Source organism: Pseudoduganella lurida (assembly GCF_007830455.1).
GTDB lineage: Bacteria > Pseudomonadota > Gammaproteobacteria > Burkholderiales > Burkholderiaceae_D > Rugamonas > Rugamonas lurida.
In genome coordinates this window covers 301,989-316,982 of record NZ_VLLB01000006.1, presented here as the reverse complement: position 1 = coordinate 316,982, position 14,994 = coordinate 301,989, and the positions used below count along the sequence as shown (strand labels likewise).

Sequence of the window (14,994 nt, the reverse complement as noted above, 5' to 3'; positions counted from 1 at the left end):
TGGGGTCAACCCCGTTTTCGGACACGACCCCAGCCGTAATCCATTCATTGAACGCACGTTATGGCTCAGTTCGTGTCCGATTCCGGGGTTGACCCCAAAGTGGACACGAGCTCGGCTGTTACGGGCACTTGCGGAGCGACTGGTCGGCGAAGTTTGCGAGGAGTTTGTCGAGGCGGCCACGGGTGTCGGGGCCGACGTCGCGGAACTGGAAGGCCAGCAGCTTCGAGGGGGAGTAGCGCGGCGTGATGCGGGCGCTGTGCACGCCCTGCTTGACGAGCGCGGCCAGCTGCGTCTGCGCCGCCGCTTCCTGCTTGAAGACGCCCAGCGAGATGCCCCAGCGCAGCGGCTGGCTGTCGTTCATGACGAAGTAGTTGGTCACGCCGCGCGCCTTCAGTTCGGCGACCTTCTTATCGGCCGCCTCCTTGCTGCCCTGCGGCGGAATGTTCACCATGTAGCTCGACACGTCCTGGCCCGGCAGGTTGCGGCGCGACTGGCGGTCGCCCAATGCGAGGGGGTCGAGCGCGGCCTCGAAGCGGCGCGCCTGCGCCAGCGTGAAGTCGCCCGCCTCCAGGCAGGCCAGCGTGACCGCCGCGGCCTTCGGTGCCGGCACCGGGGGCGCAACCTGGGCTGCCACCTCGGCCCCGGGTGCCACCTCGGCGGCCACGGCAGTGGCCTGCGCGGCCGGGATCAGCTTCAGCGCTTTTGCATTCAGCTGGCCGTCCAGCCGCGCCGGTTCGCGCTCGCCATCGGCAAGGTGGCCGACATAGCCCTGGCCGACGGCAAACAGCGCCGCGTTGGCGGCCAGCAGCAGGAAGAAAACGGGTTTCAGCATGGGGCCTGGTCCAGTGCGTCGGCCTGCAGCGCGGCATGCAGGCCCACCATCACGATATTGTCCACCCGCCGCGGCGCCACGGCGCCGGGCAGGGCCAGCGCCGGCATCACCAGCTGCGCTGCGCCGCCGGAAATGATACACGCGACAGTACCGTGCGTGGCCATAGCGCTGTCGCACGCCCGCGCGATGGCGCCGGCCTGCGCGGCCAGGCAGCCGGACAGGATCGCATCGTGCGTGTTGTCGGCAAAGACGGGCGGCAGCGGCGCGCCGGCATCGATCTGCGGCAGCTGCGCCGTGTTGCGGGCCAGCGCGCCATGCATCAGCGCGAGTCCCGGCAGGATCATGCCGCCGCCGAAGCGCCCGTCCGCGCCGACGATGTCGACCGTCGTGGCCGTGCCGCAGTTCGCGATCACCGCGGCCTGCGCGGGCACCAGCGCATGCGCGCCGATCGCGGCGGCGAAGCGGTCGCAGCCCAGCTGCAGCGGATTGCGGTAGCCGTTGACGACGCCGGCGCGGGCCGGCACCGAGGCAAACCATTCGACGTTTGCCTGCGCCCCAAGTGCCGCTTCCAGCGCGGCGCGCACGGCGGCGCCGGCCACGTTCGACACGAGCACCCGGTCGGCGACGAATGGCCATTGGGCCGGGAGCGCATCGATCCGGTCCAGCGTCACCGCACCCTGCGCGCGCCACTGGCCGAGTGGTGCGTCGGCATCCACCAGCGCCCACTTGACGCGGGTATTGCCGGCATCGACCAGCAGCCATGTCATTGCGACGTCAGTCACTCCAGCGCCAGTCATTGCAGCTTCTGTCATTGCAGCCTCAGCGACACATCGCCGGACAGCACGGTGACCCGCCCGGCCGGCGTGTCCAGCACCAGCCGGCCCATGTCATCGACCCCGGCCGCCAGCCCCTGCTGCACCACGGCACCGTTGTCGAGGATGTTGACGGCCGCCCCGCGCCACGCCTGCAGCGCATTCCACCGCTCGCAGAACGGCGCGAAGCCCGTGTCGTCGAATTCGGCCAGCACGGCGGCCAGCCGCGACAGCAGCTGCGCCACGAGTTCGTTGCGGTCCATCCGCGCCAGCCAGGGGGCCGACGACACGGCGCGGCCGATCTCGGCCTCCATCGCGTCCGGCATCACCAGGTTCATGCCGCAGCCGATCACGGCCCAGATGGCACCGTCCGGCGCCGTGCCCGTCTCCACGAGGATGCCGGCCAGCTTGGCGCCATCCTTCATCAGGTCGTTCGGCCATTTCAATTGCACCGGCACGCCCAGCGAGGCCACCGTCTCGGCCAGCGCCACGCCCACCGCCAGCGGCAGGCCGGCCAGCCGGTGCAGCGGCCCCTGGAAACGCCAGGCCAGCGAGAAGGTCAACGAGGCGCCGGGTGCCGACAGCCAGCTGCGTCCCGCGCGGCCGCGGCCGGCCGTCTGGGTTGCGGCGATGCGCAGCACGGGGCCGGTCAGGACAGCGCTGGCGGCGGTGCCGGGCAGCCGCGCCAGCAGGTCGGCATTGGTCGACCCGGTTTCGGCCACGGCCTCGATGGCGATATGGGAAGCGCTGGCGGCGCAGCGCGCGTGGATCGCGGCGGCGTCCAGCGTGGTGCCGGGATCAGGTTCTGGAGTGCTCATGCATGTTTGCGCGCCTTGCGGGGCGCGCGGGCAAAGGCTAGATCATACAGCGCGTTCGGCAGCAGCCGCAGCAGCCGCGCCACGAGACCCATCTGCCACGGGATCACGCGGTAGCGCGCACCGGCCGCGATGGTGCGCACGGCGCGCGCGGCGAAGCGTTCCGGCGCCATCAGGAACGGCATTGGATAGGCGTTCTGCTGCGTCATCGGCGTGTCGATGTAGCCCGGCGCGATGGTGACGACGCGGATGCCGTGGCGGCGCATTTCCAGCCGCAACGATTCGCAGTAGGTGACGACGGCCGCCTTCGAGGCGCTGTAGCCACCGCCGCCGGGCATGCCGCGCACGCCGGCCACACTAGCGATGCCCACCAGCGTACCGGTGCCCTGTTCCCGCATCGCCGCGATGAACGGCGCGAACGTGGCCACGGTGGCCGTCACATTGGTGGCGAAGATGGCTTCGAAGACGGGCAGGTCTTCCGGCACCTCCGTCAGCGTGCCGTGCGAGATGCCGGCACTGGCGATGACGATGTCGATGCCGCCGGCACGTGAGATGAACGCCTGCGCGGCAGCGGCCAGCGCGACGTGGTCGCATACGTCGCCGGCATACACATGGCAATCGGAAGGAGAGGGGAGGGAGGCGGCCAGCGCATGCATGGCATCTCCCCGGCGGCCGAACAGGCCGAGGATGGCGCCGTCCGATGCGTAGCGGGTGGCCAGCGCGGCGCCGATGCCGCTGGAGGCGCCCGTGATGAAGACCCGCGGCGCCCCGGCAGCAGCCATTACTTCTTGCCGGCTTTCGCTTTCGCCACCAGCGCGTCCAGCACCTGCGTGGTGGCCTGCTGCTGCGCGGTTTCCGTGTTCAGGTTTTCGTTCGCCTTGCCCGTCAGGCTGGGCGATGCCTGCCAGCGGCCATCGACCACCAGCAGCGGCCAGTATTCGACCTGGTAGCTCTCCATCATCGACTTGGCGCGGCGCGTCTTGCCGGCCACGCCGAAGGAGCGGTAGGCATCCGTGAACTTCGCCTTGTCGATGCCGTTCGCGCCCACCCAGTCGAGCACTTCTTCGTCGCGCTGCAGATCCTTGCCGCCCTGGTGGATGGCGGCCAGCACCTTCGACTGGTACTGGTCGGCCAGGCCCAGCGATTCGAGCGTGTAGTACAGCTTCTGCTGCGGCAGGAAGCGGTCGCTGTGCGACACGTGCACCCGCTTGAAGACGATGTTGTCGCCCTGTTTCTTCACCCAGGCCGAGAGGATCGGATCGAACGTGGCGCAGTGCGGGCACCAGTAGGCAAAGAACTCGATCACTTCGATCTTCTTGCCCGTGTCCGTCGGCTGCGGCGCCTTCAGCACCTGGTAGTCGGCACCTTCGACGGGCGCGGTGGGCGAAGCAAACGCCCCCGCGGCAGCAAAGCTCAGGGTGGCGGCGGACAGGATCTTCTTCAGGAAGTGCATCGGTTCTCCATTATCTCTGGTTGCGGACGACGGCCACGTCGACACCGTTTTCGGACAGCTTGCTACGTACCTTGTTCATCGCCTCGACCTGCGTGAACGGGCCCACGCGCACGCGGTGCAGCACGCCGGAATCGGTGCTGCGGTCCGTCACGCTCGCTTCGAAGCCGAGCAGCGCCAGCTTGGCGCGCACCGCTTCGGCATCGTTCGTTTCGCGGTAGGCGCCAGCCTGCAGATAATAAACCCACTTCTCTTCGCCTGCCGGGGACGGTGCCGGTGCCGCGGACTGCGCGGGTGGCGCTGCCGTGTTGAGCGGCGCCGGCGCCGGTGTGGCGGGCTTGCGCTCCGGCTGGTTCTGGATGCGGTCCACCACTGCCTGCAGCGGATCGGCGGCCGGGGCGGCAGATGGCTTGGCCGGTGCAGCGGGAGCAGCTTGCTGTGGATTGCGCGCATCCCGTTCGAAATCGCGGTTGGCGCTGCGCGTGCTGTCGCGGTTGCCGTACATCGGCTTGTTCGGATCGGCGATCGTGCCGGACGATTCGGCGGGCTTGGCGGTGCGCGCCGTGCGCTCGGTGAACGGCGACTGGCCCTTGGTGATCATCAGCGCGACGATCACGGCGATGACGAGGCCGATCACGAGGCCGATGATGATGCCGACCAGCGTGCTGCCCTGCTGGCGCAGGTGGGGAGTGCGGAAAGCCATTGTACGGATTGTCCTTGTGATGGATTACATCTGGTCCGGCGCCGAGACGCCGATCAGCGCCAGGCCGTTGCGCAGCACCTGGCGGGTGGCGACGACCAGCGCCAGGCGGGCCAGCTTGAGGGCCTCGTCGTCGACCAGCACGCGTTCGGCGAAATAGAAGCTGTGCAGGTTCGCGGCCAGGTCGCGCAGGTAGAACGCCACCTGGTGCGGGCCCAGCTCGGCCTGCGCGCGCGCCAGCACTTCCGGGTAGGCGGCCAGCGTGGCGAGCAGCGTCTGTTCGGTCGGCGCGACGAGCGGGGAAAGATCGACGCCCGCCACCGTGGCCGGGTCGCCGCCCCACTGCTGCAGCATGCGGCAGATGCGCGCGTGGGCGTACTGCACGTAATACACCGGGTTCTCGTCGGAGGTCTTCAGCGCCACGTCCACGTCGAACACGAATTCCGTGTCGGCCTTGCGCGAGATGAGGAAGAAGCGCACCGCGTCGCGGCCCCTGGTGATGTCGCCGCCGCCGGACCATTCGATCAGGTCGCGCACCGTCACGTAGGAACCGGCGCGCTTCGAGATCTTCACCTCGGCGCCGTCCTTCATCACGGTGACCATCTTGTGCAGCACGTAGTCGGGATAGCCCTGCGGGATGTCCAGGCCCACGGCCTGCAGGCCGGCGCGCACGCGGGCGATGGTGCCGTGGTGGTCGGAACCCTGCACGTTGATCGCCTGCGTGAAGCCGCGCTGGAACTTGACGATGTGGTAGGCCACGTCCGGCACGAAGTACGTGAACGTGCCGTCCGTCTTGCGCATCACGCGGTCCTTGTCGTCGCCGTAGTCGGTGGTGCGCAGCCACAGCGCGCCGCCGTCTTCGTACGTGTGGCCGTTCGCCACCAGCGCATTGACGGCCGACTCCACCTTGCCGTCCTTGTACAGCGAGGACTCCAGGTAGTAATTGTCGAACTTGACGCCGAAGGCCTGCAGGTCGATGTCCTGTTCGTTGCGCAGATAGGTGACGGCGAATGCGCGGATCGACTCCAGGTCATCGACGTCGCCCGAGCCCGTGACCGGCGCGCCGTCGCTGGCCGCGACCGTCTTCTTCGCCAGGAAATCGGCGGCGATGTCGGCGATGTAGTCACCGTTGTAGGCCGGGTCCGGCCAGTTGGCGTCGCCCGGCTTGATGCCGCGCGCGCGCGCCTGGGTGGACGTGGCCAGCGTGTGGATCTGCACGCCCGCATCGTTGTAGTAGAACTCGCGCGTCACGCCGTAGCCCTGCGCTTCGAACAGCGCGGACAGGGCATCGCCCAGCGCGGCCTGGCGGCCATGGCCCACGTGCAGCGGGCCGGTGGGGTTGGCGGAGACGAATTCGATGATCACGTGCTGGCCGTTGCCGGCGTCGCTGCGGCCATAGGCGGCGCCCTGTTCCAGCACGGTGGTTACGACGGCCTGCTTGGCCGCATCCGTCACGCGCAGGTTGATGAAGCCGGGACCGGCGATGTCGGCCGAGGCCACCAGCGCCTTGCCGGCCGGGTTGTCCAGCACGGCGGCAACGATCTTCGTGGCCAGCTCGCGCGGGTTCATCTTCAGCTGCTTGGCGAGCTGCATGGCGATATTGCAGGCCACGTCGCCATGCGCCGGGTCGCGCGGGCGTTCCAGCACCACGTTGGCAGTGATGCCGGTATCGGCCAGGAACGGGACGAGGGCGGCCTGGAACAGGGCGGCGATCTGTTGTTTTTGTTGGGCGAGCATGGTCGGTCGGAACGAAAGGTTGACAGCGGGTTGACAGCTAAAAAAGAGGACTGCGGGACGCACGCGCGTGCGCCGGAAGATCGGACATTATACCGGTTTGCGCCCGGCGGCAGGAGGGCGGCGGGCCGGGCTGCGGGCGTGCCGGGAGTGGGCCCGGGCTGCCCGCTGCTACAATCCTGCCCTTCCCATGCACCACGAAAGAACACGATGAGCAAGCGTCCGACGCTGAGTCTGAAGTCCAAGCCAGCCCCGGCCACGAAGAAGGCCGGCGCCGGCATGGGATCCAGGCCCGCCGTGCCCCCCGGCGGGCGGCCCCGGTCCGAAGCCGGCAAGGCGGCGGCCAACAAGCCGGCCAGCAAGCCAGCCGATAAGCCAGCCGATAAGCCCGCCGTGAAGCCGGCGTTGCAACCCGCCGGAAAGGTGCCGGCTGCGGCACAAACCGCAGCACCATCGGCCCCGGCGCCGAGCCCATGGGAAACGGCCGCGCCGCGCGTCCACAAGGCCCGGAACACATCGTCCGGCCCGTCGAAGGCGCCATCGTTCGCACCGCCCCGCAGCGACTCGGGCGGCCTGCGCGCCAGCCATCACCGCGACCTGAAACCCCGTGTACAGACCGAGTTCCAGGCCGAACTGAAGAGCGATTCGCTGGCCTTCGCGCTGCTGGGCGCGGCCGCCGCCGTGCTGCAGGTACGCGGCGGCATGGCGCTGCCGCAGGCGCTGGCCGGCGTGAACGCCCCGTCGCCGCAGGCGCGCGGCGCGATCCAGGACATCGCCTACCGCGCCATGCGCCAGCTGGGCCGCAGCGATGCGCTGGTGGCCGAGATGGCGCCAAAAGCGCCGGATCCGCTGGTGGCCGGCCTGCTGGCCTGCGCACTGCCGCTGATGCAGGCGAGCGACGAGGGCCCGGCACCGTACGAAGCGTTCACCGTCGTCGACCAGGCCGTGACGGCGGCCGGCGCCCATCCCGACACGGCGCGCGCCAAGGGCATGGTCAATGCGCTGCTGCGCCGCTTCCTTCGCGAACGCGAAACGCTGCTGGCCGCCGTGCTGGCCCAGCCGGTGGCACGCTGGAACTACCCGCAATGGTGGATCGATGCGGCCATCACCGCCTTCCCGACCCAATGGGAAGCCGTGCTCACGGCCGGCAACCAGGCGCCGCCGCTCACGCTGCGCGTCAATGCGCGGCGCGTGACGGTCGAGGATTACCTGGTGCGGCTGGCCGAGGCCGGCATCGGCGCGCGCCGCATCGGCGAGCAGGCGGTGCGGCTCGACAAGCCGGTGGGTGTGCACCTGATCCCTGGTTTCGACGAAGGCGACGTCTCGGTGCAGGATGCCGGCGCCCAGCTGGCCGCGCAGCTCCTCGATGTCCAGGACGGCATGCGAGTGCTGGATGCGTGCGCGGCGCCGGGCGGCAAGACGGGCCACATCCTGGAACTGGCCGACGTGGCGCTGACCGCGCTCGATGCGGACCCGCAGCGCCTGACCCGCGTGCGCGAGAACCTCGAGCGCCTGGGCCTGTCCGCCGAGCTGCAGGCCGCGCAGGCGCAGGGCCGCGAATGGTGGGACGGCGAACCGTTCGATCGCATCCTGGCCGACGTGCCGTGCACGGCCTCCGGCATCGTGCGCCGCCACCCGGATATCCGCTGGCTGCGGCGCAAGGGCGACGCGCTCCAACTTGCAACACTTTCCGGGCAAATTCTCGACAATCTTTGGCAGATGCTGCGGCCCAATGGTAAATTGCTGTTCGTGACATGTTCGTTGTGGCCGCAGGAATCCGAGGCGCAGGCGGCCGCTTTCGCGGTGCGCAATCGCGCCACGCGAATCGATGCGCCCGGTCAGCTACTGCCCGTGGGCGGTGCCGAACAGGATCACGACGGCCTGTTCTATGCGTTGTTCCAGAAGGATGCGTAGAACGTCGCCTCACCTGGCTTGTTTGGCCCCTGGAACAAGGCTCCTTTACCACCGACGATAGCGCACGTGACCTTCCGATTTGTTCGACTTTTCTGCCTGCTGCTGATGCTGGCCTGCGCATTGCCGCAGGCTGTGCGTGCCGCCGAAGGGGTCGTGGAGATCACCGATCCCCGCATCGAAGCCGCCGAAGAGGGCTACCGGCTGAAGGCCAGCTACGCATTCGACCTCAGTCATGGCCTCGAGGATGCGCTGCAGTACGGCGTGCCCGTGTCGTTCACCACCGAAATCACCTTCACCCGGCCGCGCTGGTACTGGTTCGACGAAAAGGCCGTGACCGCGCGCCGCACCTACCGCCTGTACTACGACGTGCTCACGCGCCAGTACCACGTGAAGATCGTGGGCAGCGTGCAGCAGACCTTCGAGTCGCTCGACGATGCGCTGTTCTTCATCCGCCGGCCCACCCGCTGGGTCGTGGCGGCACGCGGCGTGCTGAAGGTGGGGGAAACGTACAACGTGACCCTCAGCATGGGCATGGACCGCGACTACCTGCCCAAGCCGATCCAGGTGAACGCCCTGAACAACCGTGACTGGACGCTGGCGTCCCAGAAGAGAACCTTCCAGTACAGGGCGGAGTAAGTGACCCAGGCCTTGCGGTATCTGTTCGTCGTGGCGGGTGCCGTCTGCAGCATCCTGCTGTTCCTGCTGGCCTCCGCCTCCAACAATTCCGGCTTCATCGAACGCTATTATTCCTGGCTGCTGGGGCTGAACGCCGCCGTGGCCGTGGCGCTGCTGATCCTGGTGGGCGTGTCGCTGTTCCGCCTGTATTCGCGCTACAAGAGCGGCAAGTTCGGCTCGCGGCTGATGACGCGGCTGGTGATGCTGTTCGCCGCCATCGGCGTGCTGCCCGGCCTCGTGATCTTCCTCGTCTCCGTGCAGTTCGTCTCGCACTCGATCGACTCGTGGTTCAACGTGCGCGTCGAAGAGGCGCTGGAAGCGGGCCTGGACCTGGGCCGTTCCGCGCTCGATGCGTCGCTGGCCGAACTGAAAGGCGATGCGCAGCGCACCGCCGACGAACTGGCCACGCAGCCGTTCTACGCGGCGCCGGCCACGCTGGCCCGCTTCGTCCGCGAGCATCCCGGCACGCAGAGCGCCGTCATCGTCGACAACCGCGGCGGCCTGATCGTCTCGGCGCTGGGCGAGCGCCGCATCAACCTGGCGGGCGACCTGCCCACCGCCGCCATCATGGCGCGCGCCCAGGCCGAACCGCCGTATGCGGCGCCGGAAGGCGGCGGCGAACTGCGCGACCCGAACGGTCCGCCCGTGCCGCCCGATCCCGGCAGCCAGCTGCGCCTGCGCGTGCTGATCCCCGTGCCGGACCCGGTGCAGCCGTCGGGCGGCCGTTTCGCGCCGCGCTACCTGCAGGTGCTGCAGGCCGTGCCGTCGCGCCTGGCGGCCGATGGCGAAACGCTGCGCACCGCCTACAGCGAATACAAGCAGCGCGACGTGGCGCGCGACGGCCTGCGCCAGATGTACATCGTGACCCTGACGCTGACCCTGCTGCTGGCCGTGTTCGGCGCCATTGCGGCCGCCTTCCTGATCGCCAATGACCTGGCGCAGCCGCTGCTGCTGCTGGCCGAAGGCACGCGCGCGGTGGCCGGCGGCGACCTGTCGCCACGCCCGATCGTCGCCAGTTCCGACGAACTGGGCACGCTCACGCAAAGCTTCAACACGATGACGCGCCAGCTGTCCGAAGCGCGCAGCGCCGTCGAGCGCAACCGCATCGCGCTGCAGAACGCCAAGGCCCACCTGGAATCCGTGCTGGCCAATATGTCGGCCGGCGTGATGGTGCTCGATGCCGACTTCCGCGTCGTCACCTGCAACGAGTCCGTCGAACGCATCCTGCAGAAGGCGGGCGTGACGCTGACCGGCCGGCCGCTGGTGGACGTGGAAGGCATGCAGGAATTCGCCGGCGCCGTGATCGCGGCGTTCTCGGCCCAGAGCGCCCAGTCGGCCGCCGGCCGCAACCTGCAGCACCTGCACTGGCAGCGGCAGATCGAGATCTCGCGGCCCACCACCAGCCCGGACGACAACGCGCTGATCCTGCTCACGCGCGGTTCGCGCCTGCCGCTGGAAGGCGGTGGCGGCGGCTACATCGTGGTGTTCGACGACATCACGGACGTGATCTCGGCGCAGCGCTCGATCGCCTGGGGCGAAGTGGCGCGCCGCCTGGCGCACGAGATCAAGAACCCCCTCACGCCGATCCAGCTGTCCGCCGAGCGCCTGCAGATGAAGCTGGAGAACAAGCTGGGCGGCACCGACCTGGAGCTGCTCAACAAGAGCGCCGGCACGATCGTCAACCAGGTCGCCGCGATGAAGCGCATGGTCGACGACTTCCGCGACTACGCGCGCACGCCACCGGCTCAGCTCGAATCGCTGGACCTCAATTCCCTCGTCGAGGAGATCCTGCACCTGTACGTGGCCGGCGACGGCCACGACATCATCCGCCCGCAGCTGGCGCCCTACCTGCCGATGGTGATGGGCGACCCCACCCAGCTGCGCCAGGTGATCCACAACCTGCTGCAGAATGCCCAGGATGCGCTGGCCGACCTGCCGGACGCCGATGCGCGCCCGGCCCCGCGCATCGACGTGATCACGGAAGCGATCCATTACCAGAGCGCGGACGGCGGCACGCGCATTGCCGTGCGCCTGGCGATCTCCGACAATGGCCCGGGCTTCGCACCGAAAATCCTGGCCCGCGCCTTCGAGCCGTACGTGACCTCGAAGGTGCGCGGCACCGGACTGGGGCTGGCGATGGTGAAGAAGATCATCGACGAACACGGTGGCCGCATCGATATCCAGAACCATGCCGACGGTTCTGGCGCTTCGGTACTGATTTTGCTGTTAAAGTTGGCACCGGTGCAGTTGGCATAATGTCGAAGGGCTAATAGAATCTGCTGGCAGGGCAGGCGAAGCGCAGAATGGCGCGCACGATTCGCAGCGGCCGGATCCGCCGGCATGGGCCGCAGGCATGAGAATGCACACAAAAAGAATGCATACGACAAGAACTCAAGGGCAGGGATAGATGGCAAACATTCTCGTAGTTGATGATGAAATGGGTATCCGGGAGCTGCTGTCGGAGATCCTGGGCGACGAGGGGCATGCGGTGACGCTGGCGGAAAACGCCCAGCAGGCACGCCAGGCGCGCGCCACGGGCGCACCCGACCTGGTCCTGCTCGACATCTGGATGCCGGATACGGACGGCGTCACGCTGCTGAAGGAATGGCAGCGCGACGGCCTGCTGACCATGCCGGTGATCATGATGTCCGGCCACGCCACGATCGATACGGCCGTCGAGGCCACGCGCATCGGCGCGCTCAATTTCCTGGAAAAGCCGATCGCGATGCAGAAACTGCTCAAGGCGGTCCAGGCCGGCCTGGCGCGTGGCCAGGAAGTGGTGCGGGCGCCCGTGCTGGCACCCCGTCCGGCCGCGCTGCCGCCGGCGGAAGAGGCCGCACCGCCCAGCTTCGGCGCGCAGCCGCTGCCGCCGCAGGGCGCGCATGGCATCGCGGTGGCGCGGGGCAGTGGCGAAGGCCACATGTTCAGCCTGTCCTTCGACCTGCCGCTGCGCGAGGCGCGCGATGCGTTCGAACGCATGTACTTCGAGCACCACCTTGGGCGGGAGGGCGGCAGCATGACACGCGTGGCCGAAAAGACCGGGCTGGAACGCACCCACCTGTACCGCAAGCTGAAGCAGCTCGGCGTCGAGCCGGGCAAGCTGGCCAAGAAGAACCAGCAGGCCTGAGCGTTTCCTGAACCCGCCCGCCCAGCCCCGCATTCCCGCCACCCTGGTCACGGGCGCCAGCGCGCGCGATCGCGAAGCGGCGATCGCGGCGCGCCTGGCCGGGACCGGCGCACCTGGCCTGCCTGCCGGGGCCGAGCCGTCCCCGTCTCCTTCCCCTTCTTTTTCTTCCGCCCCGCCGCTGGTCGCGGTGATCCTCGAAGGCCTGGCCGATCCGGCTGGCGCGCTGGCGGCCGATGCCGTGCCTGCCCAGATCGAGCGGATCGCTCCCGGCTGCCTGTGCTGCGCGGGAAATCTGGTGTTGCGTGTTACATTGAATCGTCTGTTGCGGCGCCGGCCTGCGCAGCTCTTCATCGCGCTGGCCGATGCCACCCATGTGGGACAGCTGCGCGCCATGTTGTCGGCCTCGCCCTACGATGCGCTGCTGGCCCTCTGTAACGATGTCGTGGCGCCCGCCGGCAATCGCTGAGCTTTGCCGGCAGGGCTCTTGAAATGGCATGCCACAGCCCCACTTCGATACTGAACGCGGAACCCGACCGGTTTCCGCACCCTGAAGAGAAGGAAGCGATATGAACCTCATCTACAACAGCGAGCAGTACAGCGTCGTCGAATTCGGTCCCGATCGTGAGCTGGAATCGCTGCGTTTCGGCGGTTACGAGATCGTCGACAAGGGTGGCAAGCGCGAGATCTTCATCAACGGCGTGCTGGCCCAGAACTTCCGCCGCGATGTGAACGAACTGATCGCCAACGAACCGTCGATGGAAGAGATCGACGAATTCCTGGGCGCCTATGATTCCCTGATGAGCCAGCCGGTGCTGCTGCACTGAGCAGGTATTGCCGCTTCCTGGAGCATTCCGGTGGTGAGGTAACGGTCGACAAGACCTTGCCACTGTTCCGTCAGCGTTTCGAGCCGCAATGTGCCGACCGGCGTGGAGTTCGCTCCCATTGCGTTCACCTCGTTTCTCGCGCACCTGTCTTCCGCACTTCTCTCCTGCACTTCTCTCCCGCGCCTTACTCCTTCCTCCCTGGCGCATCCGCGCCGGCCTCGTCACCAGTCACCATCTTGTCATGGCCCGCACTGCACGGCCGGATATCGTGCGCCGTTTGTGGACGGATTGCTGCGAAAGAATATTTTCCTGCCATTAAACAGACGATCAATGCCAAAATAGCCGGAAAACAAGGACGTTTCCATGATCGATCTCTCCGCCAAGGATTCCCCGCGCAGCCAGCGCGTGCGCGAGTTCTACCTGGGCCGCCAGCCCATCCTCGACCGCCAGCAGGGTCTGTTCGGCTATGAGCTGCTGTTCCGTAACGGCCCGGTGGGACCGGCGCAGTTCGACTCGACGGCGCTGTCGGCCACCGCGGCCGTGCTGGCGCATGTCGCGCAACTGGGCGTGGACAAGGCGATCGACGACGGACCCGGCTTCGTCAATGTCGACGAAGGGGCGCTGCTGAGCGATATCTTCGGCTTCCTGCCGCGCGAACGCATCGTGCTGGAAATTGCCGGCTCGGTGCCGGCCTCGCCCGCCGTGCTGGCGCGGCTGACGGACCTGGCCGGCCACGGCTTCCGCTTCGCACTGGACGGCCTGCACGAGGACGCGGCACAGTTGCAGGCACTGCTGCCGATGGCCGAATACGTGAAGCTGGGCCTCGATCGCGGCCCTGCGAGCGGCACCGCGGCCCCGGCAGGCCTGGTGGCACTGGCCGCGCGGCTGAAGGGGGACGGCAAGAAGCTGGTGGCACAGAAGGTCGAGACGCTGGACCAGTTCCGCACCGGCCTCGACCTGGGCTTCGACTTTTTCCAGGGCTATTATTTCGCGCGCCCCGTGATCATGAGCGGCAAGAAGCTGTCGCCCTCGCAGCTCGCGCTGATGGAGCTGATGACGCTGGTGATCTCCGATGCGGAGAACAGCGAGATCGAACGGGCCATCAAGCGCGACGCGGCGCTGGCGCTGAACCTGGTGCGGCTGGTGAACACGCCGGCCGTGGGCGCGCGCCAGCGCATCGATTCGCTCGGCCAGGCGCTGACGATCCTCGGCCGCCGCCAGCTGCAGCGCTGGCTGCAGATCATGCTGTATGCGGAGCCCGGCAAGCGCGGCACCAGCCAGACGCCGCTGCTGGCCCTGGCCACCACGCGCGGCCGCCTGCTGGAACTGCTGGCCCAGAAGCTGCGGCCGGCGCACCGGCACGTGGCCGATATCGCCTTCACGGTCGGCATCATGTCGCTGATGGACACGCTGTTCTCGATGCCGATGGCCGAGCTGCTGGGACAGATCGCCGTCAGCGAGGAAGTGGCGGATGCGCTGCTGTACCGCGGCGGCTTCTTCGGCGAACTGCTCAAGCTCGCCGAATGCATCGAACGGGTCGAGGAAGACGAGCTCGTGCCCGCGCTGCACGACCTGGCCGTGTCCACCGTGGAACTGGTGGAACTGGAGATGGCCGCGTTCGAATGGAGCGACAACGTCGTGCGCTACGCGATCTGACGCGCGCGTCTCCCCGCGCGGCCCGTGTATTTTACGTGGCCGCCCCGGCGCCCGGCCACTTCTTGTGCAGCTCCGGATCCGTTGTCAGCTCCCAGGCCGCCAGCACGGCCGCGGCCAGTCCCACCAGCAGGTTGTTCAGCATGACATTGCCCTGCCCATAGTCGGCCACCAGCACCCACGGCGACACGGCGACCCAGATGCCGATCGCCAGGTTGACGATCACCGCCCACAGATAGGTTTTGTACAGGTCGCAGGCGGCCAGCACGGCCAGTACGGCGCCGCACAGGAATGCGTTCCAGGCGTGCGGTGACGGAATCACATACGAAAAAATCCACGGCGTGATGAACAGCCAGATGCCGAGCAGCAGGATCAGCTGGTCCTGCCAGCGCTTCAGTGCGATTGCCATGATGCCCTCCCGTGCAGTTGAACCTAATCGAACCTGATTGAACCTGATT

The 14,994-nt window shown here is 68.0% G+C and carries 15 protein-coding genes; 7 read left to right on the top strand and 8 right to left on the bottom strand.

Annotation, left to right across the window (positions count from 1 at the left end):
- Positions 1-118 precede the first annotated feature (118 nt).
- The 7 genes from IP91_RS18385 to argS are packed head-to-tail and all read right to left on the bottom strand — an operon-like array spanning position 119 to position 6,346.
- A complete protein-coding gene (locus IP91_RS18385; protein WP_145650546.1) occupies positions 119-832 on the bottom strand; it encodes an SPOR domain-containing protein in 714 nt (237 codons plus the stop codon).
- The gene (locus tag IP91_RS18380; protein ID WP_145650587.1) at positions 826-1,599 is read right to left on the bottom strand and encodes a type III pantothenate kinase; all 774 of its coding nucleotides are present in this window, start codon (positions 1,597-1,599) and stop codon (positions 826-828) included. Before IP91_RS18380 ends, IP91_RS18385 begins: the two co-directional genes overlap by 7 nt.
- Positions 1,600-1,640: 41 nt before the next feature.
- Positions 1,641-2,462: a biotin--[acetyl-CoA-carboxylase] ligase gene (locus tag IP91_RS18375; protein ID WP_145650545.1), complete on the bottom strand. Its 822-nt coding sequence runs from the start codon at positions 2,460-2,462 to the stop codon at positions 1,641-1,643.
- Positions 2,459-3,241 carry an SDR family oxidoreductase gene (locus tag IP91_RS18370; RefSeq protein ID WP_145650544.1) on the bottom strand — a complete coding sequence of 261 codons (783 nt, stop codon included), beginning with the start codon at positions 3,239-3,241 and terminating at the stop codon, positions 2,459-2,461. The genes IP91_RS18375 and IP91_RS18370 overlap by 4 nt, the downstream gene beginning before the upstream one ends.
- The gene (locus IP91_RS18365) at positions 3,241-3,912 is read right to left on the bottom strand and encodes a thiol:disulfide interchange protein DsbA/DsbL (protein ID WP_145650543.1); all 672 of its coding nucleotides are present in this window, start codon (positions 3,910-3,912) and stop codon (positions 3,241-3,243) included. Before IP91_RS18365 ends, IP91_RS18370 begins: the two co-directional genes overlap by 1 nt.
- Before the next feature lie 10 nt (positions 3,913-3,922).
- Entirely contained in the window at positions 3,923-4,612 is a 690-nt protein-coding gene (locus tag IP91_RS18360) for an SPOR domain-containing protein (protein WP_145650542.1), read from the bottom strand.
- A 24-nt stretch (positions 4,613-4,636) separates the two neighbouring features.
- The gene (gene argS, locus IP91_RS18355; RefSeq protein ID WP_145650541.1) at positions 4,637-6,346 is read right to left on the bottom strand and encodes an arginine--tRNA ligase; all 1,710 of its coding nucleotides are present in this window, start codon (positions 6,344-6,346) and stop codon (positions 4,637-4,639) included.
- A gap of 570 nt (positions 6,347-6,916) precedes the next feature.
- Between argS and rsmB the strand changes: the two genes are divergently transcribed.
- The 7 genes from rsmB to IP91_RS18325 all read left to right on the top strand — a co-directional run bounded on the left by rsmB (position 6,917) and on the right by IP91_RS18325 (position 14,539).
- Positions 6,917-8,257 (top strand): 16S rRNA (cytosine(967)-C(5))-methyltransferase RsmB, encoded by a 1,341-nt coding sequence (gene rsmB / locus IP91_RS18350; protein WP_229474642.1) that lies wholly within the window; start codon positions 6,917-6,919, stop codon positions 8,255-8,257.
- A gap of 66 nt (positions 8,258-8,323) precedes the next feature.
- A complete protein-coding gene (locus IP91_RS26265) occupies positions 8,324-8,893 on the top strand; it encodes a DUF4390 domain-containing protein (RefSeq protein WP_229474605.1) in 570 nt (189 codons plus the stop codon).
- On the top strand, positions 8,894-11,188 hold the full coding sequence (locus IP91_RS18345) for a sensor histidine kinase (RefSeq protein ID WP_199754639.1): 2,295 nt from the start codon (positions 8,894-8,896) through the stop codon (positions 11,186-11,188).
- Between the two features lie 151 nt (positions 11,189-11,339).
- On the top strand, positions 11,340-12,059 hold the full coding sequence (locus IP91_RS18340; protein WP_145650540.1) for a response regulator: 720 nt from the start codon (positions 11,340-11,342) through the stop codon (positions 12,057-12,059).
- A 187-nt stretch (positions 12,060-12,246) separates the two neighbouring features.
- Entirely contained in the window at positions 12,247-12,525 is a 279-nt protein-coding gene (locus IP91_RS26720) for a GTPase (RefSeq protein WP_307724427.1), read from the top strand.
- A gap of 100 nt (positions 12,526-12,625) precedes the next feature.
- Positions 12,626-12,883, top strand: a complete 258-nt coding sequence (locus IP91_RS18330; RefSeq protein ID WP_145650538.1) for a BTH_I0359 family protein — start codon at positions 12,626-12,628, stop codon at positions 12,881-12,883.
- 363 nt (positions 12,884-13,246) lie between these two features.
- On the top strand, positions 13,247-14,539 hold the full coding sequence (locus IP91_RS18325) for an EAL and HDOD domain-containing protein (RefSeq protein ID WP_145650537.1): 1,293 nt from the start codon (positions 13,247-13,249) through the stop codon (positions 14,537-14,539).
- A gap of 31 nt (positions 14,540-14,570) precedes the next feature.
- On the opposite strand, the gene IP91_RS18320 is transcribed toward IP91_RS18325, so the two are convergent.
- Entirely contained in the window at positions 14,571-14,945 is a 375-nt protein-coding gene (locus IP91_RS18320) for an SPW repeat protein (protein ID WP_145650536.1), read from the bottom strand.
- Positions 14,946-14,994: the final 49 nt, after the last annotated feature.

Coding starts and splice junctions, on each gene's coding strand:
- IP91_RS18385 (WP_145650546.1), bottom strand. CDS start 832: ATGCTGAAACCCGTTTTCTTCCTGCTGCTGGCCGCCAACGCGGCGCTG.
- IP91_RS18380 (WP_145650587.1), bottom strand. CDS start 1,599: ATGACATGGCTGCTGGTCGATGCCGGCAATACCCGCGTCAAGTGGGCG.
- IP91_RS18375 (WP_145650545.1), bottom strand. CDS start 2,462: ATGAGCACTCCAGAACCTGATCCCGGCACCACGCTGGACGCCGCCGCG.
- IP91_RS18370 (WP_145650544.1), bottom strand. CDS start 3,241: ATGGCTGCTGCCGGGGCGCCGCGGGTCTTCATCACGGGCGCCTCCAGC.
- IP91_RS18365 (WP_145650543.1), bottom strand. CDS start 3,912: ATGCACTTCCTGAAGAAGATCCTGTCCGCCGCCACCCTGAGCTTTGCT.
- IP91_RS18360 (WP_145650542.1), bottom strand. CDS start 4,612: ATGGCTTTCCGCACTCCCCACCTGCGCCAGCAGGGCAGCACGCTGGTC.
- argS (WP_145650541.1), bottom strand. CDS start 6,346: ATGCTCGCCCAACAAAAACAACAGATCGCCGCCCTGTTCCAGGCCGCC.
- IP91_RS18340 (WP_145650540.1), top strand. CDS start 11,340: ATGGCAAACATTCTCGTAGTTGATGATGAAATGGGTATCCGGGAGCTG.
- IP91_RS18330 (WP_145650538.1), top strand. CDS start 12,626: ATGAACCTCATCTACAACAGCGAGCAGTACAGCGTCGTCGAATTCGGT.
- IP91_RS18325 (WP_145650537.1), top strand. CDS start 13,247: ATGATCGATCTCTCCGCCAAGGATTCCCCGCGCAGCCAGCGCGTGCGC.
- IP91_RS18320 (WP_145650536.1), bottom strand. CDS start 14,945: ATGGCAATCGCACTGAAGCGCTGGCAGGACCAGCTGATCCTGCTGCTC.